At 68.9% G+C, this 25,504-nt stretch carries 24 protein-coding genes and 1 riboswitch; of the genes, 4 read left to right on the forward strand and 20 right to left on the reverse strand.

Features of this window, described 5'->3' with window-relative positions:
* Both LVJ59_RS14860 and LVJ59_RS14865 read left to right on the forward strand, forming a co-directional pair.
* Window positions 1–183 (forward strand): hypothetical protein (locus tag LVJ59_RS14860; protein ID WP_232763620.1); only part of this gene is annotated, 183 nt, incomplete at its 5' end.
* Window positions 184–451: 268 nt separating this feature from the next.
* The gene (locus tag LVJ59_RS14865; protein WP_232763621.1) at window positions 452–1,843 is read left to right on the forward strand and encodes a CoA transferase; all 1,392 of its coding nucleotides are present in this window, start codon (window positions 452–454) and stop codon (window positions 1,841–1,843) included.
* Here LVJ59_RS14865 and LVJ59_RS14870 read toward each other — a convergent pair.
* From LVJ59_RS14870 to LVJ59_RS14880, 3 genes are read right to left on the reverse strand one after another with little or no spacing between them, the layout of a single operon-like run.
* A complete protein-coding gene (locus LVJ59_RS14870; RefSeq protein WP_232763622.1) occupies window positions 1,828–2,622 on the reverse strand; it encodes a DUF4184 family protein in 795 nt (264 codons plus the stop codon). The genes LVJ59_RS14865 and LVJ59_RS14870 overlap by 16 nt on opposite strands.
* A 9-nt stretch (window positions 2,623–2,631) precedes the next feature.
* On the reverse strand, window positions 2,632–3,933 hold the full coding sequence (gene tyrS, locus LVJ59_RS14875; RefSeq protein ID WP_232763623.1) for a tyrosine--tRNA ligase: 1,302 nt from the start codon (window positions 3,931–3,933) through the stop codon (window positions 2,632–2,634).
* A gap of 38 nt (window positions 3,934–3,971) precedes the next feature.
* Entirely contained in the window at window positions 3,972–4,925 is a 954-nt protein-coding gene (locus tag LVJ59_RS14880; RefSeq protein WP_232763624.1) for an aldo/keto reductase, read from the reverse strand.
* A 53-nt stretch (window positions 4,926–4,978) separates the two neighbouring features.
* Between LVJ59_RS14880 and LVJ59_RS14885 the strand changes: the two genes are divergently transcribed.
* Window positions 4,979–5,335 carry a MerR family transcriptional regulator gene (locus LVJ59_RS14885; protein ID WP_232763625.1) on the forward strand — a complete coding sequence of 119 codons (357 nt, stop codon included), beginning with the start codon at window positions 4,979–4,981 and terminating at the stop codon, window positions 5,333–5,335.
* A gap of 5 nt (window positions 5,336–5,340) precedes the next feature.
* Here the strand turns inward: LVJ59_RS14885 and LVJ59_RS14890 are convergent, their stop codons facing one another.
* Window positions 5,341–6,156: a hypothetical protein gene (locus LVJ59_RS14890; RefSeq protein ID WP_232763626.1), complete on the reverse strand. Its 816-nt coding sequence runs from the start codon at window positions 6,154–6,156 to the stop codon at window positions 5,341–5,343.
* Window positions 6,153–6,797 carry a SatD family protein gene (locus LVJ59_RS14895; RefSeq protein WP_134351652.1) on the reverse strand — a complete coding sequence of 215 codons (645 nt, stop codon included), beginning with the start codon at window positions 6,795–6,797 and terminating at the stop codon, window positions 6,153–6,155. Before LVJ59_RS14895 ends, LVJ59_RS14890 begins: the two co-directional genes overlap by 4 nt.
* Before the next feature lie 60 nt (window positions 6,798–6,857).
* On the opposite strand from LVJ59_RS14895, the gene LVJ59_RS14900 reads away from it, so the two are divergent.
* Window positions 6,858–7,454 (forward strand): DUF1349 domain-containing protein, encoded by a 597-nt coding sequence (locus tag LVJ59_RS14900; protein ID WP_232763627.1) that lies wholly within the window; start codon window positions 6,858–6,860, stop codon window positions 7,452–7,454.
* 31 nt (window positions 7,455–7,485) lie between these two features.
* Here LVJ59_RS14900 and argH read toward each other — a convergent pair whose 3' ends face one another.
* The 15 genes from argH to LVJ59_RS14975 all read right to left on the reverse strand — a co-directional run bounded on the left by argH (window position 7,486) and on the right by LVJ59_RS14975 (window position 25,497).
* Window positions 7,486–8,916: an argininosuccinate lyase gene (gene argH / locus LVJ59_RS14905; protein ID WP_131492600.1), complete on the reverse strand. Its 1,431-nt coding sequence runs from the start codon at window positions 8,914–8,916 to the stop codon at window positions 7,486–7,488.
* On the reverse strand, window positions 8,916–9,845 hold the full coding sequence (gene argF, locus LVJ59_RS14910; RefSeq protein WP_131492602.1) for an ornithine carbamoyltransferase: 930 nt from the start codon (window positions 9,843–9,845) through the stop codon (window positions 8,916–8,918). The genes argH and argF overlap by 1 nt, the downstream gene beginning before the upstream one ends.
* The gene (locus LVJ59_RS14915; protein ID WP_232763628.1) at window positions 9,842–11,047 is read right to left on the reverse strand and encodes an acetylornithine transaminase; all 1,206 of its coding nucleotides are present in this window, start codon (window positions 11,045–11,047) and stop codon (window positions 9,842–9,844) included. Before LVJ59_RS14915 ends, argF begins: the two co-directional genes overlap by 4 nt.
* The gene (gene argB, locus LVJ59_RS14920; RefSeq protein ID WP_232763629.1) at window positions 11,044–11,961 is read right to left on the reverse strand and encodes an acetylglutamate kinase; all 918 of its coding nucleotides are present in this window, start codon (window positions 11,959–11,961) and stop codon (window positions 11,044–11,046) included. Before argB ends, LVJ59_RS14915 begins: the two co-directional genes overlap by 4 nt.
* On the reverse strand, window positions 11,958–13,115 hold the full coding sequence (gene argJ / locus LVJ59_RS14925; protein ID WP_232763630.1) for a bifunctional glutamate N-acetyltransferase/amino-acid acetyltransferase ArgJ: 1,158 nt from the start codon (window positions 13,113–13,115) through the stop codon (window positions 11,958–11,960). The genes argB and argJ overlap by 4 nt, the downstream gene beginning before the upstream one ends.
* Window positions 13,112–14,164, reverse strand: coding sequence for an N-acetyl-gamma-glutamyl-phosphate reductase (gene argC, locus LVJ59_RS14930; RefSeq protein WP_232763631.1), 1,053 nt, complete (start codon window positions 14,162–14,164; stop codon window positions 13,112–13,114). Before argC ends, argJ begins: the two co-directional genes overlap by 4 nt.
* Window positions 14,165–14,403: 239 nt before the next feature.
* Complete coding sequence (locus LVJ59_RS14935; RefSeq protein WP_232763632.1) at window positions 14,404–16,584, reverse strand: bifunctional hydroxymethylpyrimidine kinase/phosphomethylpyrimidine kinase; 2,181 nt, start codon at window positions 16,582–16,584, stop codon at window positions 14,404–14,406.
* Window positions 16,581–17,429, reverse strand: a complete 849-nt coding sequence (thiM, locus tag LVJ59_RS14940) for a hydroxyethylthiazole kinase (protein ID WP_232763633.1) — start codon at window positions 17,427–17,429, stop codon at window positions 16,581–16,583. The genes LVJ59_RS14935 and thiM overlap by 4 nt, the downstream gene beginning before the upstream one ends.
* A riboswitch (TPP riboswitch) is annotated at window positions 17,420–17,513 on the reverse strand. Its footprint overlaps the gene before it by 10 nt.
* 6 nt (window positions 17,514–17,519) lie before the next feature.
* Complete coding sequence (locus tag LVJ59_RS14945; RefSeq protein ID WP_232763634.1) at window positions 17,520–18,482, reverse strand: NAD-dependent epimerase/dehydratase family protein; 963 nt, start codon at window positions 18,480–18,482, stop codon at window positions 17,520–17,522.
* 73 nt (window positions 18,483–18,555) lie between these two features.
* The gene (pheT, locus tag LVJ59_RS14950; RefSeq protein WP_232763635.1) at window positions 18,556–21,066 is read right to left on the reverse strand and encodes a phenylalanine--tRNA ligase subunit beta; all 2,511 of its coding nucleotides are present in this window, start codon (window positions 21,064–21,066) and stop codon (window positions 18,556–18,558) included.
* Window positions 21,066–22,106, reverse strand: coding sequence for a phenylalanine--tRNA ligase subunit alpha (gene pheS / locus LVJ59_RS14955; RefSeq protein WP_232763636.1), 1,041 nt, complete (start codon window positions 22,104–22,106; stop codon window positions 21,066–21,068). The genes pheT and pheS overlap by 1 nt, the downstream gene beginning before the upstream one ends.
* A gap of 51 nt (window positions 22,107–22,157) precedes the next feature.
* Window positions 22,158–23,084 carry an amino acid ABC transporter permease gene (locus LVJ59_RS14960; RefSeq protein WP_232763637.1) on the reverse strand — a complete coding sequence of 309 codons (927 nt, stop codon included), beginning with the start codon at window positions 23,082–23,084 and terminating at the stop codon, window positions 22,158–22,160.
* Window positions 23,081–23,728, reverse strand: a complete 648-nt coding sequence (locus LVJ59_RS14965) for an amino acid ABC transporter permease (RefSeq protein ID WP_047524336.1) — start codon at window positions 23,726–23,728, stop codon at window positions 23,081–23,083. Before LVJ59_RS14965 ends, LVJ59_RS14960 begins: the two co-directional genes overlap by 4 nt.
* A 60-nt stretch (window positions 23,729–23,788) precedes the next feature.
* Complete coding sequence (locus tag LVJ59_RS14970; protein ID WP_047524335.1) at window positions 23,789–24,694, reverse strand: glutamate ABC transporter substrate-binding protein; 906 nt, start codon at window positions 24,692–24,694, stop codon at window positions 23,789–23,791.
* Between the two features lie 56 nt (window positions 24,695–24,750).
* Window positions 24,751–25,497, reverse strand: a complete 747-nt coding sequence (locus LVJ59_RS14975) for an amino acid ABC transporter ATP-binding protein (protein WP_194239376.1) — start codon at window positions 25,495–25,497, stop codon at window positions 24,751–24,753.
* Between the last annotated feature and the right edge of the window lie 7 nt (window positions 25,498–25,504).

Consider the following 25,504-nt stretch of genomic DNA (forward strand, 5'->3'; position numbering starts at 1 on the left):
AAGCTAGACGAGGATAATTTGGCATTTGACAAGTGCACGCTGTTGAGTTCTCAAGGATCGGATGCTCCCACGACCCAGTCATCACAACCAGGCCCGCAGGGCAACTTCTCTATCTTACCCACCCTGTCCCGCTTGTCAAATCGGCGCGCCGTGCAGATCAGTGATCCGCAGCGCAACTGTTGACAGCCGCAGAAGGGTGGATTCCCTATCCTAGACGCAAGCGCGAGATCTCTCAAGAGAGAGTGGAAGGGATTCGTTCTCCGCTTGAGGGGGGTGAAGCTCTCGGCTCCTCCGCGTCCCTGTGGGGCGAACAAGTAATAAGTTACGTGGGTTCCCGGGTTCTGGCAAATCGAGGGCCACCGCCCGGGCGTGTCGACGCCTCGCCCGTCAGGTTTCCACCGGATCAGGGGACGTTTCGGCTGCGTCAGGTGCTGCGGAGTACGATCGCGCCATGCCCACGCCCCCGGATGAGCCGCTCCTCGAGACGGCGCTCGCACATGCAGATGACGACGATCGTCGGGGCTCGCGTGACGGCGGTGCGCTGTTCGAGCGTGTGCTCGGCGAGCTCGGCATCGCGGTCACTGACCGGTCGTCTGCGGCGCTCCCTGTCGTCCCGCTCTCCTCACGGCTGGACACGGCCGCTCTCGCCTGTGCCAGTGTCAGCGCCGTGATGGTCGCCGCCGGTCGCTCACCCGAGGCCCTCGACCCAGAGCGGGTCGCCGTCGCGTACGGAAGCGACCGTGTGCTCACCGTCGACGGCGCCGCTCCGCCGGTGTGGTCGCCGTACTCCGGGTTCTGGCGAACCTCCGACGGCTGGATCCGCACCCACGGGAACTACCCCCATCACGCGGCCCGCCTGCGCGCAGGTCTCGGCCTGCAGGAAGGGGCAGGTGCCGAGGCGGTTCGCGACGTGCTCGCGGAACAACAGAGCGCACCGGCCGTCGCCGCCATCACGGCCGCAGGAGGCCTGGCCGTTCGGGTGATGGCGGAGGCCTCCGCGACCGACCGGCTCCTCGGTGCGCGCCCGCTGCTCGAGATCAACCGCGTGGAGGCGGTGTCGCCCTCCCCCTTGTCGCGCTCGACACCGGCCGATGCTCGTTCAGAGCACCGCCCCCTCCAGGGAATGCGCGTACTCGACCTGACGAGGGTGATCGCCGGCCCCGTGTGCACGCGGACACTCGCGCTGCTCGGTGCCGATGTCCTGCGGATCGATCCACCGCAGCTGCCCGAACCGGAATGGCAGCATCTCGACACGGGACACGGCAAGCAGTCTGCGGTGCTGGATGCGCGTGACCCGCAGCTGGAGGAGCTGATCGAGCGGGCCGATGCCGTCGTCCTCGGATACCGTCCGGCCGCGCTCGATCGGCTCGGGCTGAATCCGGCGGAGCTCGCCCGCCGCCACCCCGGGCTGGTGGTCGCCCAACTCAGCGCTTGGGGCACGGAGCATCCGGATCGGGCCGGGTTCGACAGCCTGGTCCAAGCCGAGTCCGGTATCGCGCTCATCGAATCACCCGATGGCGACCGCCCGGGAGCACTCCCCGTGCAGGCCCTCGATCACAGCGCCGGCTATCTCCTCGCGGCCGCGGTGACGACGCTGCTTCGACGGCGTCCCCCGCGCCCGGATGGCTCGTGGGTGGTTCGGACGTCGCTGCGCCGGGTCGCCGCAGAACTCCTCCTGATGCCACGACGTCGGCAGCCGAACGCGGCACTCGGCTTCGCCGTCGATCCTCACGTCGCCCACTTCGTCCTCGGAGACACGAGCCTCACGACCGCACGTCCGGCCCTGCCCGGATTCGAGTTCGACGCTCCCCACCCCTGGGGGTCGGATCAGCCCCGCTGGTGACGACGCCCGCGCACCGCGAGCACGACGCAGAGCACCACGGTGATCACGCCCCAGAGCGCACACGCCGGAGGCAGCACACGGTAAGCGAGGTGCTGAACCGTGAACTCCGCATCGAGCGGACCGAACACGGCGAGACCCACCGCCCAGGCTCCGACCAGGATGACCGGCAGCGACACCCACCACGCCAGCCGGACCCCGTGCGGGATCGATTGCGCGGTGTCCAGCCGCGGCACACGACGACGGAGCCAGAGCAACGCCCAGATCCCGATGATCGCGAGACCGATCAGGCTCGATCCGTGCTGAAGCCACTTGAACCCGGGAAGCGGGCCCCACATCTCATCGAGAGCGGGGATCTGCTGCACACCCCATCGGCCCTCATGCGTGAACAGGTCCCACACGATGTGTGAGAGCACACCGATCAGGAGCGACACCGCGAGAAGGACCGGATACGAGCGCTTCTCCCCCACCCCGACGGCTCGTCCCGCCGCGACGGACCCACCTTCACTCCACTCACGGGGAAGTCGGCGGGCCAGCCAGAGCGGAGCGAGCTCGGGTACTGCCGGGCGCAACAGCACACGCCACACCAGGAACAGGACGAACGCGAGCAGCGCCGTCCACAGCACGTTCCCGAACGTGTGGGTGAAGGTGTAGTTCAGTCCGACGCCCCGCACGAACAGCGGAAGATCCGGGGTCATCGCACCGATCGCGATCGCCGCGGGCACCAGGGGCGTCCGCACGAACGGCAGCGCGACGAGCGCGTGGCTGGGAGTGAACGGCATCCGTCTGGATCAGCCGATGAAGACGCCGGCGAGGGTCTTCTTGCCGCGACGCAGCACCGACACGCCTCCGGGGAGCGTCCCCCGGACGGTGGCGCCGTCGTCTTCCACGCGTTCGCCGTCCAGCGTCACGCCACCCTGGCCGATCGCACGCCGAGCCTCGGAGAGGCTCGCCACGAGTCCGGTCGCCACCAGCGCTTCAGTCACCGGGGTATCCGCGGCGACCGTGGCATTCGGGAGTTCCTCGAGCGCGGTGCGGAGCGTGCTGGCATCGAGCGCAGTCAGGTCCCCCTGCCCGAACAGTGCCTCGGATGCGGCGATCACAGCTGCCGTCGCATCGATGCCGTGCACGGTCGCGACCACCTCGAGCGCGAGACGCTTCTGAGCGGCGCGACGGAACGGCTCCGTCTCGACGAGCGCGGCGTACTCCTCGACCTCGGCCCTGCCGAGGAACGTGAAGACCTTGAGCCTGTCGATGACGTCACTGTCCGCCGTGCTGAGCCAGAACTGGTACATGCGGTACGGGCTGCACATCGCGGCATCGAGCCAGATGGCGTTCCCTTCGCTCTTGCCGAACTTGGTCCCATCGCTGTTCGTGATCAGCGGGGTGCCGATCGCATGCACGGAGACGCCTTCGGCGCGACGGATCAAGTCGGTGCCGCTGGTGAGGTTGCCCCACTGGTCGGATCCACCCGTCTGCAGGACACAGTCGTACTGGCGGTACAGCTCGAGGAAGTCCATCCCCTGAAGGATCTGGTAACTGAACTCGGTGTAGCTGATGCCTTCGTCGGAGTTGAGGCGCGCGGCGACCGCATCCTTCTTCAACATCGTCCCGACGCGGAAGTACTTGCCGATCTCGCGCAGGAAATCGATCGCGCTCAGCGGCGCGGTCCAGTCCAGGTTGTTGACGATGCGAGCCGCGTTGTCCCCCTCGAAGCTGAGGTAGCGCTCGACCTGCGTCCGCAGGCGCCCGACCCACTCCTCGACGGTCTCCCGCGTGTTCAGGGTGCGCTCCGCCGTGGGGCGGGGGTCGCCGATGAGTCCGGTCGATCCGCCGACGAGCCCGAGCGGCTTGTGACCGGCGAGCTGGATGCGGCGCAGCGTCAGCAGCTGCACGAGATTGCCGAGGTGCAGGCTGGGTGCCGTCGGGTCAAACCCGCAGTAATACGTGATCGGGTCCCCCGCGAGAAGGGCGCGCAGCGCCTCCTGGTCGGTGGACACATGGACCAGGCCACGCCACACGAGCTCGTCCCACACGTTCTCGAACGTGGGGTCGATCGCCTGGGGTGCGGTCGTCAGATCAGCAGTTGACACGCGCTCCAGGCTATCAGCGCGGGCAGGGGCGAATCGCCTCACAGCGGTCCGTCGAGGAGAGCGATCTCGTCGACGGACAGGGCGATCGCGGCGGCGTCCATCGCGACTTCCAGCTGGTCGAGCTTGCTGCCACCGAGGATCGGGCGGATGCCCCGCGCGAGCTGCCATGCCAGCACGATCTGCCCCCGTCCGAGACCCCGTGCGTCCGAGACCTCATCCAGCGCGGCGAGCCGACGTGCGGTTCCCGGGTGCTCATACACCTCGGGCACGGGCTTCGCGGGGTTGTCGTAGGCGCCGGAGAGCAGCGGGGTGTACGCCCAGATCTCGATCCCGTTCGCCACCGCGAAGTCCCGCTGCTCGTCGCTCAGCACGCCGAAGGGATGGGCCACCCCGGGCGGAAGCGTGCCCGGGCGCGTGCGCAGGTACGTGCTGTTCAGCTGGAGCGCGTCGATGGGGGTGCTTCCGAGGGACTTCGCGTGCGCACGGGCGCGCTCGATGCGCCAGGCCGGGTGGTTCGAGGCGCCGACGCGGCTCACGGTGGCGTCGGCGGTGAGCGCCGCGAGAGCATCCACGGTCTCCTCGATCGCCACCGTCCGGTCCTCCTGGTGGAGCCAGAGCAGATCGATCCGGTCGATGCCCAAACGCTCGAGGCTCCCCTCGACAGCAGCGCGGATCGCCCGCGGAGAGAGCCCGGCCCGGTGCTCGGGCCAAGACCCCGGCCACAGGGGCTCGGCGCCGACCTTGGTCGAGATGCGGATCTGCCGCCGCGCATGTGGTCGCGCCTCGAGCCACCGTCCGAGCACCTCCTCGGACGCTCCGCCCTGCCCCGTGTCGCTCGCCCAGAAGCTGTAGCAGTCGGCGGTGTCGATCCAGACTCCTCCGCGCTCGACGAAGCGGTCGAGCAGAGCGAACGAGGTCTCCTCATCGACGAGTGTGCCGAAGGACATCGCTCCCAGGACGAGCGGGGATACAGGGGTGTTCCGAGTGGTCATGACCTCACTCTGCAACCTGGAGTGCGCTCCAGGTCAAGCTCTATGCTCGGACCATGACCACGTACACGCCGGCGGAGGCTGCGGCACGCTCCGGTTTCAGCATCGATACACTGCGCTACTACGAACGCGAGGGCATCCTGCCCGCGGTGTCTCGCACGGCCGGCGGCCATCGCGCGTACACCGATACCGAGCTCGGACTCCTGGAATTCCTCAAGTGCCTCCGGGAGACCGGTATGCCGGTGGAACGCCTGCGTCGCTACGGCCAGCTCTGCCAGCGCGACGACACCGTTCCGGAGCGGATAGCTCTTCTCGAAGAGCACGCCGCGACAGTCGAGAAGCAACTCACCGACGTTCTCGCGCAGCAGCGGCGTCTCCAGGAGAAGCTGGACTGGTACCGGTCGTCGAGCTGACTCCGTCAGCTGTGCGCCGCCCACCAGACCAGGAAAGCGGCGCCGAGGGCGATCACCCAGCTGACGAGGCTGCCGACGAGGAAGTACTCCGCCCGAGCACCGGTTTCGCCGTCGCGGGAGATCTCTGGGAATCGGACGATGCCCTTCGCGGCGAGCATCGCGGCGAGGATCGGATACGCCGCAGCGAGAGTGAGGATCAGGACGAGGATGCGCTCCAGCGGTCCGATCAGTCGTCCGCCCTTGAATCCGCCGCGAGGATCGCGGGGTGCTGACGCCACCTCAGCATCTGTCTCCGTGGCGGCGGCAGTTTCACTGGCGGCGGCGGTTTCTGCGGCGGCGGCGGTGTCGGCGACCGCTGTCACCGGCGTCGCGGCCGGGTCTGCCGGGCGCCAGGTGTGCTCGCCGTCGAGCGCCGCACGGACCACGAGGTTCGCGGATTCCAGGAGGAACACCCCGGCGCCCAGTGCCAGCAGAGCAAGATCGAAGGGGACCTCTCCGAACGGTGACCGGAGGCGCCAGACCGCGCCGATCAGGCCGGCGTCTGGACGAGCACCGAACCCGACGACGGCACCGACGCTCACGACCGCGAGCAGGACGGCGGGCCAGAACCCCAGAGGGGCGGGGCGCTCAGTGGGCATGCTCCACACCCAGAGCGCTCCGACCACCAGCGCGAGTGCCATGGGGAGAAGCGCGTCGCTGACGCTGCCGAGCAGGAGCAGGACCACGGTGACGGTGAGGTAGCCGATCCACCGGCGCGGGGCGAATTGACGCACCAGGTCGGCGGCGCCGACCGCCAGCAGGATGAAGCCGGCGACGATCATGCGCGCTCCCCTCGGAGCGCGGCCACTCCCTCGATGAGCGCGGCCGTGCCCGCGGTGCGCAGCGACTTCGAGACGCTGGGCTGCGTGATCCCTTCCTCGGCCGCGAGCTCCTGCTGCGATCGACCCAGCAGACGGCCGTAGGTGAGTCGCCGTTCCCGCTCGCTCATCGCGCCGACCAGCTCGTCGCGGACGAGGAGGTAGGCGTTCGATGCGGCGATCGTGCTCTCCATGACCTCATCCTGCCCCGGGGCTCCGACAATCCAGGACCGCGTGCGCGGCACGGCGCGACCCTCGCGCTCATGCACGGTCTCGATCGCGGCGCGGGCCGCGTACCAGCCGGGCCCGTCCGCGAGCTCGCGATGGACGGATTCGACCTGACGCACCTCCCCCACCCCGATCCCGAACCGGAAGGCGATACCGTCCGGCAGCCGCAGCTGGATCATCAGGAGCGACACCATCGCGTCGCTCAGATCGAGGTAGACACCCTGTTGCTCGTCTCCTACGGTGGGCGTGAGCGGCTGCGCGGCCAGCGGGAAGTCGACCTCGACCCGGGCTATGGTGTCGTCGAGGACGTGCTGCGCGGCGGTGCGATCGTCGAGCCGGCGAGAGCCCACGATGTCTGCGAGTACCGCGATGACCATGGCATAACCATAACACGCATAACTCTCGACTTATGCTCTAAATGTCTATATTCTGCGAACATGCCTGAATCGCACATCATCCCCTGGTCCCAGGGGACATGGACCACCGCCCCCGCTTCCCCCTCCGGTCTCCCCGACGGCTCGGCTCCCCTCGACATCACCGCCGTGGAGGGCAGCGACGCCTGGCGGCACACCGCCTACGGCTTCGTGCACGACACCGAGCACGCCCTGCTCGCACCCCTCGCGGTCGGCGAGGCGATGGAGGTGTCGTTCCGCGCGCCCTGGGACGGACAGTTCGACCAGGCGGGTGTCTTCGTGCGGATCGACGACGAGCACTGGATCAAGACCGGTCTGGAGTACGCCGACGATCACCTCGGACTCGGCGCCGTGGTCACCGCCGGGGGCTCCGACTGGTCGGTCGGTCACGTCGATGAGTGGCTCGAGAGTGAGATCACGGTACGCGTCAGCCGCTGGGCGGACTCCGTGATCGTGCGCGCCCGTGCCGATGACGGACCGTGGCGTCTCGTTCGGGTCGCCCCGTTCGACGGCACGGCGACGGTATCCGCCGGACCGTTCCTCGCCGCGCCGACGCGCAGCGGACTCACGGTCCGGTTCACCCGGTGGGAACGGTCGTCGGCAGACACCGACCTCCACTGATCCGCTGCGGGCCCGGCGGCCCCGCCGTCGACTAGAGGCCGAGGGCGTGGGCGGCCGCCTGCGCGCGAGCGATGAGCTCGGCGCGCTGCTCGGCGACCCGCTCCGGAGCGGTGCCGCCGACGCCGGTCCGCGATCCGACGGAACCCTCGATCGTGAGGACCTCACGCACCTCGGGCACGAGATGCGGGGACACCGAGAGCAGCAGCTCATCGGAAGCGTCCTCCAGTCCGATCCCCTGCTCCTCGCACGCACGCACGAGCGCACCCGAGATCTCATGGGCGTCGCGGAAGGGCACCCGGCGCTTCACGAGCCACTCGGCGACGTCGGTCGCGAGCGAGAAGCCCTGCGGTGCGAGTTCCGCCATCCGCGCGGTGTCGAAGCGGAGCGTCGCGATCATGCCGGCGAACGCGGGGAGCACGACCTCCAGCGTCTGCACCGAATCGAAGACCGGCTCCTTGTCCTCCTGCAGATCGCGGTTGTACGCGAGCGGGAGGCCCTTCAACGTGGCCAGCAGTCCCGACAGGTTGCCGATGAGACGGCCGGACTTGCCCCGGGCAAGCTCGGCGATGTCGGGGTTCTTCTTCTGCGGCATGATGCTGGAACCGGTCGAGTACCCGTCGTCGAGGGTGACGAAGCCGAACTCGCGGGTGTTCCAGAGGATGATCTCCTCCGAGAGGCGCGAGAGATCGACACCGGTCATCGCCGTGATGAAGGCGAACTCGGCGACGACGTCACGAGCGGCAGTGCCGTCGAGCGAGTTCTCGGCCGGACGGTCGAGGCCCAGCTCGGTCGCAACGAGCACGGGATCGAGACCGAGCGTGGAACCCGCCAGCGCTCCCCCGCCGTAGGGCGAGACACCGGCGCGGCGACGCCAATCCACGAGCCGCTCCAGCTCCCGAACCAGCGGCCACCCGTGCGCCTGCAGGTGGTGGGCGAGCAGGACGGGCTGTGCGTGCTGCAGATGGGTGCGCCCGGGGAGGATCGCCGTCGGGTGCGCCTCCGCCTGGGCGACCAGTGCGTCGACGACGCGCAGGATGTCTCGCGCGATGACCCGAGCGTGGTCGATCAGATACATGCGCACGAGCGTCGCGATCTGGTCGTTGCGGCTGCGACCTGCACGCAGACGCCCGCCCAGCTCCGGTCCCAGCTCGGCGATCAGTGCCTGCTCGAGCGCACCGTGCACATCCTCGTCCGTCGGCACCGGGCGGAGGGAACCGTCTGCGACACGGCGAGCCACGGCATCCAGCCCCTCGTGCATCCGTCGTGCCTCGTCGGGTTCGAGGTATCCCGCGGCCTCGAGCGCGGTCGCATGGGCATGCGAGCCGGCGATGTCGTACGGAGCGAGGATCCAGTCGAAATGCGTGGAACGGCTGAGCTCGACCAGCTCGGGCGAGGGCCCGGTGGCGAAACGTGCGCCCCAGAGCGCCCCTTCGTTGGTGCCTTCATGCGTCGAGTCGGTCATCACGCGTCCTTCTTGCCGAGCAGCCACACGAGAAGCGCCTTCTGCGCATGCAGCCGGTTCTCTGCTTCATCCCAGACGACGCTCTGCGGTCCGTCGATCACCGAGGAATCGACCTCGTAGCCGCGGTCCGCCGGGAGGCAGTGGATGAAGATCGCCTCCGGGTCGGCGAGCGTCATCGTCTCGGGGGTGACCTTGTAGCCGCCGAGGTCACGGATGCGCGCGATCTTCTCCTCCTCCTTGCCCATCGAGACCCAGGTGTCGGTCACGACCACGTCGGCCCCAGCGGCGGCCTCGACCGCGTCGGTGTACAGCGTGATCGATCCGCCGGTCTCGGCCGCACGGCGGTCGGCTGCCTCGATGACGTCGGCGCGCGGTGCATAGTCCTCGGGCGACGCGATGCGCACGTGCATCCCCGCCGTCACGCCGGCGAGGGCGTAGGAGTGCGCCATGTTGCTCTGCCCATCACCGAAGAACGTGAGCGTGAGACCCTTCAACTCGCCCTTGTGCTCACGAATCGTCAGCAGATCAGCGAGCAGCTGGCAGGGGTGGAAGTCGTCGGAGAGCGCATTGATCACCGGCACGCGCGTGCCGGCGGCCATCTCCTCGAGTCCAGACTGCGCGTAGGTGCGCCAGACGATCGCGGCGACCTGGCGCTCCAGCACCCGTGCGGTGTCGGACGGTGTCTCCTTGCCCCCGAGCTGACTGCTGGCGGTGGAGATGATGAGCGGCGAGCCACCGAGGTCGGCGATGCCCACCGCGAACGACACCCGGGTGCGCGTCGAGGACTTGTCGAAGATCACCGCGACGGTCTGCGGCCCCGCAAGACTCTTGTCCGCCCAGCGGTCCTTCTTCAGTTCGAGGGCGAGGTCGAGGATCTCGGCCTGCTCGGCGGGCGTCAGGTCATCGTCACGCAGCAGGTGGCGGGTCATGCGGATACCTTTCCGGAGAGGGAAGCCTGTACGTCGGCGAGGGCAGCGGTGAACAACTCACGGAACTCTGCGAGCTCGGCGTCACCGATCGTGAGGGCGGGCGCGATGCGGACCGTCTCCGGATTGGCGGCGTTGACGATGAGGCCGCGCTCCTGAGCAGCGGCGACCACGGCTCCGGCCACCGGCGCGGACAGCGCCACGCCGATGAGCAGACCGCGTCCGCGCACGCCGTCGACGAGCGGGGAGTCCATGCCGAGCAGGAACTCACGCAGCTCGGCGCCCCGGCGGGCGGCGTTCTCGACCAGCCCGGCACTCTCGATCTCGGCGAGCACCGCGTCGGCGACCGCGGTCGCGAGCGGGTTCCCCCCGAAGGTGGAGCCGTGGGACCCCGGCGTGAAGAGCGCGCTGGCGGAACCGTAGGTGACCAGAGCACCGATCGGGAAGCCACCACCGATGCCCTTGGCCAGGGTGATCGCGTCGGGCGTGATGCCCTCATGACTGAACCCGAACCATGCGCCCGTGCGGCCGGCACCGGTCTGGATCTCGTCGACGATCAGCAGCGCGCCGTGCGCGAGGGTCAGCGAGCGTGCAGCGGCGAGGTAGCCCTCCGGCAGCTCGACCACACCGGCCTCGCCCTGGATGGGCTCGACGATGACGGCGGCCACCCGATCATCCATCGCCGCCTGCAGCGCCTCGATCGTGGCCGGAATGTGCTCGACACCACCCGGCATCGGCTCGAAGGGCGCACGCATCGAGGTCTTCGCGGTCAGGGCGAGGGAGCCCATGGTGCGTCCGTGGAAGCCGTTCTCCAGCGCGAGGATGCGCGGCCGCTCGACGCCGCCGTGCAGACGGGCGAGCTTGAACGCGGCTTCGTTCGCTTCCGCACCGGAGTTCGAGAAGAACACGCGTCCGTCGATCCCGGCACCGGCGAGGCGCTTGAGACGTGCCGCGAGGGCGAGCTGGGGTGGAGTGGCGAAGTAGTTCGACACGTGGGCGAGCGTCGCCGCCTGAGTCGACACCGCCTCCACGAAGGCCGGGTGCGCATGCCCGAGGGAGGTCACCGCGATTCCCGCGAGGAAGTCGAGGTGGCGTCGGCTGTCGGCATCCCACAGGTACGAGCCCTCGCCGCGGACCAGCAGCGCGAGCCGCTCCCCCGCGTTGAGCACGAGATCGCGTGCCGCATCGTCCTGCCAGACGGTCATGCCGTCACCTCATTCCTTCCCAGGACCACTTCGGTCCCGATTCCTTTGCTGGTGAAGAGTTCGACGAGCACCGAATGCGGTACCCGTCCGTCGATGATCGCCGCGGCATCGACGCCGCCCTCGACCGCATCGAGACACGCGCGCATCTTCGGGATCATCCCCGACTCGAGCGTCGGAAGCATGTCGATGAGAGCCTCCGATGTGAGGTGCGAGACGAGCGAGTCGCGGTTCGGCCAATCGGCGTAGAGTCCGGGCACGTCGGTGAGGATCACGAGCTTGCGGGCGTTCAGAGCAACCGCCAGCGCCGCCGCCGCGGCATCCGCGTTGACGTTCAGCGACTGACCGGGGTGGTCGAGGTCGGGCGCGATGCTCGAGACCACGGGGATGCGCCCGGCCACGAGGTGGTCGTGCACCGGGGTCGGGTCGACTTCGACGACATCGCCGACGCGTCCGAGATCGACCTCTTCTCCGTCGATCACGACGCCGCGACGGCGTCCGCCGAAGAGACCGGCGTCCTCACCACTGAGCCCGGTGGCGATCGGCCCATGGGAGTTGATCTTGGAGACGAGCTGCGGGTTCACCTGACCGGTGAGCACCATGCGCACGACGCTGATCGCCTCGGTATTGGTGACGCGGTATCCGCCCTTGAACTCGCTCGGGATCTCGAGTCGCTCCAGCATGTTCGAGATCTGCGGACCGCCGCCGTGGACGACGACCGGCAGCACGCCGACGTACCGGAGATACGCGATGTCCTGCGCGAAGGCGTCCTGCAGCTCTTCCGAGACCATCGCGTTGCCGCCGTACTTGATGACGACGATCTGATCGCGGAACTTCTTCAGCCACGGGAGGGACTCGATGAGGGTCGTGGCCTTCTGCGCGGCGACCTCGGCCGGAGTGTCCTGGATGTCGGTCATGAGGCGTACGCGCTGTTCTCGTGCACGTAATCGTGCGTGAGGTCGTTGGTGAGCACCGTGGCCGCGGCCTCACCCGACTTCAGATCGATCACGACGTGGGTGGCGCGCGGGGTGAGGTCGACCTCTTCCCGAGGGCGGTCGGGACCGCCCTCGGTGCACACGCGGACGCCGTTCATCCAGACGTCGACGTCATAGGGATCGAACTGGGCGTTCGTGGTGCCGATCGCGGCGAGCACACGTCCCCAGTTCGGGTCGTTGCCGAAGATCGCCGCCTTGAAGAGGTTGTTGCGTGCCACGGACCGTCCGACCTCGACCGCGTCCTGCTCGGACACCGCCTGCCGGACCTCGATCGTGATGTCGTGGCTCGCGCCTTCCGCGTCACCCTGCAGCTTCACCGCGAGTTCCTGACACAGTTCCCTGAGGGCGGCGGCGAAGTCCTCGAGGTCCGGGGCCACCTCCGAGGCACCGTTGGCGAGAAGCGTGACCTGATCGTTGGTCGACATGCACCCGTCCGAATCGAGCCGGTCGAACGTCTTCCCGGTCGCGCGGCGCAGGGCCTCGTCGGCCTGCAGCGGTTCGAGGACGGCATCGGTCGTGATCACCACGAGCATCGTGGCGAGTCCGGGCGCGAGCATTCCGGCCCCCTTGGCCATGCCGCCGATGGTCCAGCCGTCGCGGCTGATCACCGCCGTCTTCGCGACCGTGTCCGTGGTCATGATCGCGTGAGCGGCGTCGTCCCCGCCGTCTGCGCTGAGCTCGGCGATCGCCTGCTCCGTGCCGGCGAGCACCCTCGCCCGGAAGGTCTCGTCTCCGGTGCCGATGAGCCCCGTGGAGCAGATCAGCACATCGCCGGCGCTGACACCGAGGAGTTCGGCTGCCTTCTCCGCGGTCTGGTGGGTCGTCTGGAAGCCGAAAGAGCCGGTGAAGCAGTTCGCCCCTCCGGAGTTGAGCACGACGGCTTCGACGACGCGATCGGCCACGGCCTGCTGCGACCAGATGATCGGATTCGCCTTAGCACGGTTGCTGGTGAAGACGGCGGCGCCGACCTTGCGCGGTCCCCGGTTGACGACGACGGCCACGTCCGGCTTGCCTGTCGACTTGAGTCCTGCGGCGACACCGGCCGCTTCGAATCCTGCGGGGGCGGTGACGCTCACGGCGCGACTCCGTTCAGTGAGAGGGCGCGGGCCTCGGGCAGTCCCAGCGCGATGTTCATGGATTGGATGGCAGCGCCGGCGGTGCCCTTGACGAGGTTGTCGACGGCGGTGACCACGGTGACGCGGTTGGCGGAACGGTCGATCGCGAGACCGATCAGTGCGGTGTTCGCGCCGACCACGTCGGCGGTCCGCGGGAATCGTCCTTCCGGGAGCAGCTGCACGAAGGTCTCATCCCCGTACGCGCTCTGCCAGGCGTCCCGGATCTGCGCATCGGTCGCGCCGGACGCGATCGGCGCCGTCGAGGTCGCGAGGATGCCGCGCGACATCGGGACCAGCACCGGGGTGAAGGAGATCCGGATGCCGTCGGGGTCTGCGCCCGAGGCTGCGGCGAGCGCCTGACGGATCTCGGGAATGTGCCGGTGGGTTCCACCGACGGCATACGGGTTCGCGGATCCGAGGATCTCGCTCGCCAGGAGATTCGTCTTGAGGCTCTTCCCCGCACCGGACGGGCCGACCGCCAGCACCGAGACGATGTCGGAGGCGTCGATGACCCCGGCGGCCACTCCCGGGGCGAGGCTGAGGCTCACGGTGGAGGCGTTGCAGCCGGGAGCGGCGATGCGCGTCGCACCCCGGAGGTGCTCGCGCTGCTTCACGCCGTCGACCAGGAGCTCCGGCACGCCGTAGGTCCACGCCTCATGGAACGCACCGCCGTAGAACGCGTCCCAGGCCGCGGCCGACGTGAGCCGATGGTCGGCTCCGGCGTCGATCACGAGCGGGGCGTCGCCCAACGCGTCGGTGTACTGACCGGACTGCCCGTGCGGGAGCGCCAGGAAAACGATGTCGTGGCCGGACAGGATGTCCGGTGTCGTCTCCTGCAGCGTGAGGTGCGCCAGGGAGCGCAGGTGCGGCTGGTGATCGACGAGGGGTTGCCCGGCGTTCGAATGCGCCGTGACGGTGCGGATCTCCACGTCGGGATGGTCTGCCAGGAGGCGTAGGATCTCGCCGCCTGCGTAGCCGGATGCGCCGGAGACGGCGACGGAATACGTCATGCTTCTACCTTAACGGTCGGGTCTTCCTCGAAAGGAGGACCGAGGGGCGGGGCCGGAGGCGGCGACACCGGCACTCACCGCCGCAAGGGGGCAGGCAGGAGGGCGGGGTCGCCTACAGTCGGCGGCCGCGGCGTCGGCGCACAGCGATGACGCTCGGAGCGAGCGTCGGAGAAGCGGTGGCGGCCGAAGGCATGTCGCGACAGTAGCGCGGCCCCGGCGGCCACCGCAAATCCGGGCCGTCATCCGGCGGGCGAGAACTCCATCGGCGCGGCGAAGAAGGCCAGCTCGTGCGCGCTCGAGACCTCGAACACGCGGCTCATCCTCGCGCGGGTCGCGGCGTCCGCCCGTGCGGCTGCTCCGGAGGCGTAGAGGATCGCCGTCTCGGTCGCCTCCTCGAACGCAGGGTCGGCGTATGTCGCGAGCCAGGAGGCGAAGGGATGCTGCGGATCCCGCGCGTACTCGCCGAACTCCCCGGCATGCAAGCGCCGGCCGAGGTCGGTGTAGAGCCAGAAGCAGGGAAGGACGGCTGCGACGATCTCGGCGTAGTCCCCGCCGAATGCGACCGACCTGAGGTGATCGAGGTAGGCCGTGGTCGCCGCCGACGGTTCCGCGGCGAACGTCGCCGCGCTCACCCCCTGCTGCGGCGTCAACCACGAGGCATGGAGTTCGAGCTCGCCCACGATGGACCCGTGGGCGGAGTGTGCCCAGAACGCCTGCTCAGCCGACGTCGGGGCTCGTCGCGCCGCCTCCGACAGCACCCGGGCGTACTCGCGCAGGTACAGGGCATCCTGCGCGAGGTACGAGAGGAAGGGCTCGCGCTCCAGCGAGCCGTCAGCAAGAGCACGGATGAACGGCAACTCGTCGATCTGTGCGCGGATGTCGGCGATGCGCTGCCACCACTCGGATGCGACCTCCGAGGCAGGGACGTCCGAGGCGGCGACCTCCGACGCAGCGACTCTGCTCGTCGTGTCCGCCCGCGCCCACAGTCCAGCGAAGTGGTTGATGGGGCCGTGCCCGCGCCCCACCCGCAGTGCCTCCCCCGCACGGAGCGATTCACGCAGCCAGCTCCGCGCCGCGCGGACCGCGTGCTCCGGCTCCAGACCCCGTGCCAACAGCGTGGCGAGGGCGGAGGAGAGCGAGCAGCCGGTGCCGTGGGTGCTCGAGGTGACGATACGCGCCCCGCTGTACTCCTGACGTCGCCCGTGACGAGCGTCGATCAGCGCGTCCGGGGCGTCGTTCCCCGCGAGATGTCCGCCCTTGACCAGCACGGCGACCCCGACATCCGTCGACAGGTCTTCCGCGGCGGCGATCGCCTCCGGCCAGTCCCCGACGTCGCGCCCCGACAGGACGGCGAGCTCGGCCAGGTTCGGAGTCACGAGCGTGGCGCGACGGAGCAGATCCCGCAGTTCCCGCTCCGCATCCGGCTGCAGGAGCCGATCCCCCGAAGTCGCCACCATCACCGGATCGAGGACGACGATGGGCGGACGGACCCGATCGAGCCACGCAGCGACCGTCCGGATGACCTCGGCGTCGGCGAGCATCCCGATCTTCACCGCGTCGATCACGATGTCATCCGACACCGCGTCGAGTTGGTCGCGGAGGAACTCTGCCGGCGGCACGTGCACACCGCGCACGCCCTGGGTGTTCTGCGCGGTCAGCGCGGTGAGCACGGCCATGCCGTATCCGCCGTTGGCCGCGATCGATTTGATATCGGCCTGGATCCCTGCGCCACCGGACGGGTCGCTCCCGGCGATGCTCAGCACACGCGGAACCGAACCTGCGAGCCACCGCCGCCGGAAAGCACGGGCGGTCGCCGCAGGGTCTTCCGCCGCGCACAGCGCCGAGACCACGGCGATCCCGGCTGCACCGGCACCCCGCAGTGCCTCGGTATCGTCGAGCCCCACGCCGCCGATCGCGACGCACGGGAGCGGACTGCGTGCGACGAAGTCACGGAATCCGTCGATCCCGAGCGGCGCCGGGTGATCCGGCTTCGTCGCGGTGGGACGGATCACACCGACACCCAGGTAGTCGACCGTCCCCACCGGCAGGGCGAGAACGGCCTCGAGGTGCGCGGCACTGTTCGCCGTGAGGCCGATCAGCGCATCGGGTCCCAGTACCTCGCGCGCCCGCCGCACGGACGCATCGCCCTGCCCCAGATGCACGCCGTCGACGCGCGCACCCCGTTCGCGGGCGGCGACGGCAGCATCCAACCGGTCGTTCACGACGAGGAGCGCCCGTCCGTCGATCGCCCGCGACACCGCGATCAGCTGTTCGACGATCTCGGCCTCCGTCGCGGTCTTGTCCCGCACCTGGACGACGCGCACACCACCCTCCACAGCCTGACGGACGGTCTCGACGACACCACGATCACCGCAGAGTTCGGGATCGGTCACGAGATAGAGCGAGAGATCGGCGGTCACCGCGCACCGCTCTCGACGCGAGCCTCGGCGACGAGGTCTTCCGGGCGCAGCGCTGCGAGTGCATCCAGCAGCGAGACCGCGAAACTGCCCGGACCCCGTGCTGTCGTTGCGGCATGCTCGGCGGCGATCGTGTATCCGAGGCTCGCGGCGGCGACCGCCGTGAGCGCATCGTGCCCCGTCACCCTGGCGGCGCCGAGGAGCGCGGCCATGACTGCGCCGAGGGCACAACCGCCGCCGGTGACCCTGGTCAGGAGCTCATGACCGTTCGCGAGTCGCAGGACCCGCTCGCCGTCGGTGAGGAGATCGACCGGACCCGAGACCGCGACCACGGCACCCGTCCTCGTCGCCAGGGCAGCCGCAGCGTCGGCAGCGGCATCCGTACTGTCCGTCGCGTCGACACCTCGGCCACCCGCGCTGACTCCGGCGAGGGCGAGGATCTCGGAGGCGTTGCCTCGGATCGCGGTCGGGCGCTGATTGGCCAGGTCATGCGCCAGCGTCGTGCGGATCGGCAGGGTGCCGATCGCGACCGGATCGAGCACCCACGGTGTCCCGGACGCGGTCGCGCCGGCGACGGCTTCGAGGATCGCAGCCCGCTGCTCCGGCGTGGGCGTGCCGAGGTTGATCAGCAGGCCGGAGGCGACCCCGGCGAACAGCTCGGCCTCGCCGACGATGTCGACCATCGCGGGTGCCGCACCGGCGGCGAGCAGCACGTTGGCGGTGAACCCCGTGACGACCGCGTTGGTGATGCAATGCGTCAAGGGCGGAGCCTCACGCACCACCTCCCACAGCGCCGCGGCGGAGCCGACGAGATCGGTGGTGGATTCAGGACGCAGAAGATCGCTCATCGCGACATCCCTTCGCTAGTACGAACTAGATCAGGTTCGACGGGTCTGTTCTCAGCCGCGGATGCGGCACCCCGTGTCACTGCTCGCAGTCTAGCGATCGGCCAGGAGTGCGCGTTCCTCCGCCCGGGTGAGTCCGGCACGTCGCGGCCGATCGACGCCGCGGGCGCGCTCATCGACGATGACCCGCCCGATCGTGTCGGCGAGGGCGCGGAGCGAGCCTCCCGACGCACGGAACGCTGCGTTGGACCGCGTCATGAATCCCGTCATCTCCGGCGGCAGCCACAGCGGAAGCGACCGCGGTCCGGCCCAGTGCTCGACCTCCCGAGCGACGAGCCAGTCCTCGTCGGCGACGACCGTGTCACCGGAGTGCCCTGCTGCCGAACGTACCGCCTCCAGCACGTCGGCGAGCGAATGCCTGTCACCGATCGCGTTCACCACCCCGCTCCGCGTCACCGTCACGATGAACTCGGCCAGGTCGTCGACATCGATCACCTGCGCAGCTCTCCCCTCGAGCGGTGGCAGCAGCACCGGCTCCGCGCCGGCGCGCGTGAACGCCGCCGCCCAGTATCCGAACCTGTCGCTCGGATCTCCGTCCCCGACGATGAGCCCGGGGCGCACGATGAAGGCCCGCGCTCCGAGCGCCGAGACGGCGTCTTCGGCCGCGGCCTTCTGCGCCCCGTACTCGTAGACGTCTCCGGGACGGGCGGGCGGATGACGGGGAGCTGATTCGTCGGCCCCGACCGTCTCATCATCGGCGTACACGGACATCGAGGACACATACGTCCACCGTGCGGCACGCTCACCGAGAGCGTCGACGGCAAGAGCGACGTGCGACGCTTGCGAGGAGATGTCGACCACATGGTCCCAGTCGCGCTGCGCGAGTGCGTCGTACGCCTCGGCAGCCTCCCGGTCTCCGCGCACGAGCTCGGCACCCTCGGGCGCAGGTCGTGTTCCGCGGGCGAGACAGGTCACTGCCGCACCGGCATCGACCCATCGACGCGCGATCCGCCCCGAGAGCCAGCCCGTACCGCCGAGGATCAGCACATCCGACATGGCTCCATGTCAGCAGGAATCGACCACACGCGAAAGAGCTTCCGCTCAGAGCAGATTGCGCCCGAGGTCGTGCTCAGTCGCGCAGCGCCGCCCCGAACCGTTCGGCCGCCACCGCGACGCCCGCGAGCTTGGCCTCGGTGGCCTCCGCAGCGGTGAGGGTGCGGTCGTCGGCACGGAACCGCAGGGCGAACGTCAGGCTCTTGGAGCCTTCCGGCACCCCCTCCCCGCGATAGTCGTCGACGAGACGCACGGACTCGAGCATCGCACCGGCGCCCTCAGCGAGAGCCGCCTGCACATCCGCGGCGGGAACCTCGGCCGGCAACGTCAGCGAGACGTCCTGCGTGGCAGCAGGGAACGTCGACAGCGACGCGGCCACGACACGGCCGCCCGCGAGCGACAGGACGCGGTCGAGGTCCAGCTCGAACACGGTCGCACGGCCGGGGAGGTCGGCCCCCTCCGCCACCGCGGGGTGCAGCTCGCCGACGTAGCCGACCTCTTCCTCCGCGATCCGGAGGGATCCGGTGCGGCCGGGGTGGAGTGCGGCACGCTCGGCCTGCACGACGTCGATCTCGACTCCGGCGGCGGCGGCGATCACACGGACGGCGTCCAGCGCCTCGACCAAACCGGCGGGTTCGGCCGGGCGACCGGGCTGGCGCGGTGACACGTGGCCGGTGAGCAGCGCCGAGACGAACCGGTGCTGCGGCGGGATTGAGGCGTTCAGCGCGGCGAGCGTCTCTTCCGACGGGCGCTCCCCCAGGGGCGGCACATCCTCCGTACCGTACTCCACACCGGGCTCGGGCAGGAAGACGACGCCCGTCTCGAAGATCGCGAGGTCGGTGAGCCCGCGCGAGATGTTGCGGTGCGCGGTCTGCAGCAGACCGGGGATGAGCGATCGACGCAGGGAGGGCGCCTGACCATCGAGCGGATTCGCCAGGCGGATGCTCGGCAGGTGCTCCCCCGACGCGGAACCGTGCAGGTCGTTCTGCACCTCGGTGGTGAACGGGAACGACGGTGTCTCGACGAGCCCCGCGGCGGCCAGGGCATCGGCCACGCGACGGCGACCCTGCTGATGCGCGGTGAGCCCGCGACCGGACGGAGGCGTCGGCAGCACCGAGGGGATGCGGTCGAGCCCGTGGATGCGGGCGACCTCCTCGGCGAGCGTCCACTTGTCGGTCAGGTCGGGACGCCAGGTCGGCGGGATCACGATCCAGCCGGACCCTGTCTCGGAAGCGGTGACGTCAGCGCCGATGGTGGTCAGCGCCCCGGTGATCTCGTCGTCGGTGTAGTCGACGCCGATCAGACCCTGCACGAATCCGGCCGGGAGCTCGATCTCGCCGACGAAGACCTCGGCGAACAGTGCGCCACCCTCCTCGGTGAGCGTGCCACCGGCGAGCTCGACCATCAGGTCTGCCGCCCGGCGCGCGGCCGCGAAGGGGATGAGCGGGTCGACGCCGCGCTCGAAGCGCTTGGACGCCTCGCTGGGCAGCTTGTGACGGCGTGCCGAGCGGGCGATGGTCGTCGGGTCGAAGGTCGCGGCCTCGATGAGCACGTTCCTGGTGGTGTCGCTCATCTCCGTCGTGCCGCCGCCCATGACACCGGCGAGGCCGATCGGCCCCGACTCGTCGGTGATGAGCAGGTCTTCCACGTGCAGCGCGCGCTCGACGCCATCGAGCGTGGTCATCTTCTCGCCCGGGGTCGCACGCCGCACGGTGATGCCGCCGGTGAGCTTGTCGAGGTCGTATCCGTGCAGCGGCTGGCCGAGTTCGAGCATCACGTAGTTGGTGATGTCGATCAGCACGCCCAGCGAACGCATGCCCGCGAGGCTGAGCCGCGCGACCATCCATGGCGGAGTCGGACGCGAGGGGTCGACCCCCCGGACGACGCGGGTCACGAACTCGCTCGCACCGACACGGCCACGGACCGGCGCGGTGTCGTCGACCACGGTGGTGTGGCCGGTGCCCGGCTGCAGTTCGGCGAAGTCACGCTCGGCGGGATCGCGGAAGTCTGCTCCGGTGGCGTGCGCGTATTCGCGGGCCACACCGCGCAGCGAGAACGCGTAGCCGCGGTCAGGCGTGACGTTGATCTCCACGGCCACGTCGTCGAGACCGAGCAGCGCGATCGCGTCGGTACCGACAGGAGCATCAATGCCGAGATCGGACAGCACGACGATGCCGTTGTGCTCGTCGCCGAGGCCCAGCTCCCGCGCAGACGCGATCATGCCGTCGGAAACATGACCGTAGGTCTTCCGCGCGGCGATCGGGAACGGGCCGGGCAGCACGGCACCGGGCAGCGTCACGACGACCTTGTCACCGGCCACGAAGTTGTGCGCACCACAGACGATGCCGCGGATGCCGCCGTTCGCCTCGCCCACATCCACCTGGCACCAGTTGATGGTCTTGCCGTTGGACTGCGGCTCGGCCTCGAGCGACACGACCTGTCCGACCACCACGGGGCCCGTGATGTCGAACCGGTGCACGTCCTCCTCTTCGAAGCCGACGGTCACCAGCGCGCCGAGGACGTCCTCGGGCGTGGCATTCGCTGCCAGATCGACGTATTCACGCAGCCACGAAAGCGGGACGCGCATCACACCACCATCCCGTACTGCTCGCTGAATCGGACATCGCCCTCGGCCATGTCGCGCATGTCCTGGACGTCGCTGCGGAACATCAGGCCCCGCTCGATGCCCATACCGAACGCGAAGCCGCTGTACTCCTCCGGATCGATCCCAGCCGCGCGCAGCACGTTCGGGTTGACCATGCCGCAGCCGCCCCACTCGATCCAGCGCGCGCCGCCCTTGAAGGTCGGGTGCCACAGGTCGAGCTCGGCGGAGGGCTCGGTGAAGGGGAAGTAGTTGGTGCGGAAGCGGGTCTTGGCCTCGGGGCCGAAGAGCAGCTTCGCGAAGTGGTCGAGTGTGCCCTTGAGGTGCGCCATCGTGATGCCCTTGTCGATCACGAGGCCCTCGAACTGGGTGAACACCGGCAGGTGCGTGGCGTCGAACTCATCAGTCCGGTACACCCGCCCGGGGCACAGCACGTAGATCGGCACCTCGCGGTCGAGCATCGAGCGCACCTGCACGGGACTCGTGTGGGTGCGCATCACGAGATGGCGCGATGTCGGGTCCACGTAGAACGTGTCCTGCTCCTGACGCGCGGGGTGATCGACGTCGAAGTTCAGGGCGTCGAAGTTGAACCACTCGTGCTCGAGCTCCGGTCCCTCCGCGATCTCCCAGCCCATTCCGACGAAGATGTCGCAGACCTGGTCCTGGAGGAGCGTGAGCGGGTGCCGGGCACCGACGCGGGTGCGAGAAGGCACGGCCGTGATGTCGATGCGCTCGGCTTCGAGTCGCGCAGCGACCTCCGCCTCGGCGAGCTCGGTCTCCTTGGCGGCGAGCGCCTTCGTCACCTGCCCGCGCCCCTGCCCCACGAGCTTGCCGAACGCGGCCTTGTTCTCGGGGGCGACCTGTCGCATCGAGGCGTTCAGGACGGCAAGCGGCGATCCGTCGGCAACGTGTGCGGCGCGGGCCGCCTTCAGCTCGGCGGTGTCGGCGGCTGCGGCGATGGCCGCGAGGGCATCGGCGACCGCGGCTTCGACCGCTTCCGGGGTGATTTCAGGAGACTCTGACACGAGAGTCGAGTCTACCGGCGCGTCGCCCCACCGACCGACGGCGCAACCGGATCAGATGCCCTGAGGCGGTGGTCCGCCGAACCCGCCCCCACCGCGCTGCAGCGTGATCAGTTCGGTATCGGTGCCGTCCTGGTGCGGACGCGGATCCACGCCGCCGGCCGGAACGCCGTCGTGCCCACGCGGCGAGCGTCGGGTGCGGATCTCCAGCCACTTGGCGATCCCGGAGAGGATCAGGCACATGATGATGTAGATGCCGCCGATGACGAACGCCGACTGCAGCACGGGGCGTCCCTGCTGAGACGTGAGCTGCTTCGCGAAGTAGAGGAGTTCGGGGTACGTGATGATGAAACCGAGCGCGGTGTCCTTCATCGTCACGACCAGCTGGGCCACGATCACGGGGAGCATCGCCCGGATCGCCTGTGGCAGCAGGATCAGACGCATCACGCCGCTCTTGCGCAGACCGATCGCGTAGCCGGCCTCCTTCTGCCCTCGGGGCAGGGATTCGACGCCGGCGCGGAGCACCTCGGCGAGCACGGATCCGTTGTACGCCATGAGCGCGAGGACGACGGCCCAGTACGGGTCCATCTTGACGCCTGCGACGGGCAGACCGTAGTAGAGCAGCATCATGAAGACGAGGACCGGCACGGCTCGGAAGATCTCGGTGATCGCCGTGACGGGGACACGCACCCAGGCATGATCGGACATCCGACCGATGGCGAGCACGAATCCCAGCGCGATGGCGAGGATCGCTGCGAGCCCGAACGCCGCGAGAGTTCGGCCAAGCGCACCGAAGATCTGCTCCCAGACGGCGCTGAAGGTGAAGACGTACCACCGGGACGCGTCGAACTGTCCGCTCACGTAGAAGCGGTAGCCGATGAAACCGAGCAGGGCAAGCACCACGACGACGGTGGCGACACCGATCAGACGGTTGCGCAGGATCGCCTTGGGGCCCGGGACGTCGTACAGGACGGAAGTCATCGCGCGATCCTCCACTTGTTCTCGAGATACCGTTGGAGCCAGCTGAGGAGCAGGACGAGCGCGACGAAGATGACGGCCACCCAGAGCAGCACCGAAAGCGCATTCTCTCCGCGTTCACTGAGGTAGGAGCGGACGGCTCCGAGCTCGAGGATCGAGAAGCCCGCCGCGACGGTCGTGTTCTTCAGAAGCGCGATGAAGACGCTCATCATCGGTGGCACGACCGAGCGGAACGCCTGCGGGAGGACGACCAGAGTCATCACCTGTCCGAACGGGAGGCCGATCGCCCTGGCCGCCTCCGCCTGGCCGACGGGGACGGTGTTGATACCGGCGCGCAGCACCTCCGCCACGTAGGTGGCCGTATAGATGCCGATGGCCAGGATGCCCAGCACTGTGGTGCTGAGCTTCGGCAGCCCGAGCTGCGGGTAGCCGAAGATGAAGAAGAAGAAGACGAGGGTCAGCGGGGTGTTGCGGATCAGGTTCACGTACACCGTGCCGACACCGCGCGCGATGGGCACGGGTGAGACGCGGGCCGCCCCGACGATGATCCCGAGGATGAGCGCGAGCAGTCCACCGCCGAAGAAGATGATCAGCGTGTTCTTGAGCGCTTCGCCCCACAGGTCGAGGTTTCCGAAGATGACGTCCACGCCACCCTCCCCTTCACGATTCGGAGAGGGGGCGGCCCTGGAGCCGCCCCCTCTGTTCGATCAGTCGACGGCCGGCTGGCTGACTTCGATGCCGGACGATCCGAGGTTCTTGTCGAAGATCGCCTGCCAGATGTCGCCGCCGTCGGTGAACATCGTGTTGATGAACTCCTGCAGCGCGGCGTCGTCCTTCGCCAGGCCGACACCGTAGCGCTCCTCGGTGAAGGGCTCACCGACCACCTTCAGGTTGTCAGGGTCCTGAGCCGCGTAGCCGATGAGGATGGCCTGGTCGGTCGTGACCGCCTGGACCTCGCCGGAGAGCAGCGCCTCGACACAGGCCGAGTACAGGTCGAACTCCTTGGTGGGGACATCCGGGTAGTTCTCGCGGATGTTCTGGATGGGCGTGGAGCCGGTGGCCGAGCACACGGTGGTGTCGGCGTTCAGGTCGTCCTCGCTCTTGATGGTGTCGTCGTCGGCCGCGACGAGCAGTCCCTGCCCGGTGATGAAGTACGGGCCGGCGAAGGCGATCTGCTCCTTGCGCTTGTCGGTGATCGAGTACGTGCCCACGTAGTAGTCGATGTCGCCGTTCACGATGGCCTGCTCGCGGTTGGCGGAGGCGATCGGCTTGAACTCGATCTTGTCCTCGTCGTAGCCGAGCGAGGCGGCGATCCAGCGGGCGATGTCGACATCGAATCCGGTGCGCTCACCGGTGGTCACGTCGAGGTAGCCGAGACCGGGCTGGTCTTCCTTGACACCGATGACGACCTGGTCGCGGTCCTTGATGTTGTCGAACGTGGGGCTGCCCTCGAGCTGGACGTCGGTCGCGACCTCGAACCAGGTGCTGTCCTCTCCGGCGTCACCGCCATCGGTGCCACCGGGCGTCGACGGGCTGCCGCTGTTGCAGGCCGTGAGCGCGAGCAGTGCTGTCGCCGCGATTCCGATGCCCGCCAGTGTCCGTGTGCGTCGCATGTGCGTCTCCTTCGTGTGCTGTGTGTGCAGGGTCTGTGTGGTCGGTGTGTGGGCCGTCAGTGCGTGAGGAGCTTCGAGAGGAAGTCCTTGGCACGGTCGCTCTTCGGGTTCGTGAAGAACTCCTCGGGCTTGGCCTCCTCGACGATCCGCCCGTCGGCCATGAAGACGACGCGATCGGCGGCCTTGCGAGCGAAGCCCATCTCGTGGGTGACGACGATCATCGTCATGCCGTCCTGCGCCAGCTCGACCATGACGTCGAGGACCTCGTTGATCATCTCGGGGTCGAGGGCGCTGGTCGGCTCGTCGAACAGCATCACCTTGGGCTGCATCGCCAGAGCACGGGCGATCGCCACGCGCTGCTGCTGACCACCCGAGAGCTGAGCCGGGAGCTTCGACGCCTGCTGCTCCACGCCCACGCGCTTGAGCAGGAGCATCGCCTCGGCTTCGGCATCGGCCTTCTTGAGCCCACGGACCTTGATCGGACCGAGGGTCACGTTCTCGAGGATGGTGAGGTGGGCGAAGAGGTTGAACGACTGGAACACCATGCCGACGTCCGCCCGCAGGTGAGCGAGCCCCTTACCCTCGGCGGGCAGCTCCTTGCCGTCGATGCGGATGCTGCCGCTGGTGATCGTCTCGAGGCGGTTGATCGTGCGACACAGCGTCGACTTGCCGGAGCCGGACGGGCCGATCACGACCACGACCTCTCCCGGGTTCACGCTCAGGTCGATGTCGGTGAGCGCCTGGAACTCGCCGTAGTGCTTCTGGACGTTCTCGACCACGACGAGCGGGGTATCAGAGGTCATCATTTCT

This window comes from Microbacterium sp. KKR3/1 (assembly GCF_021272365.1).
Lineage (GTDB): Bacteria > Actinomycetota > Actinomycetes > Actinomycetales > Microbacteriaceae > Microbacterium > Microbacterium aurugineum.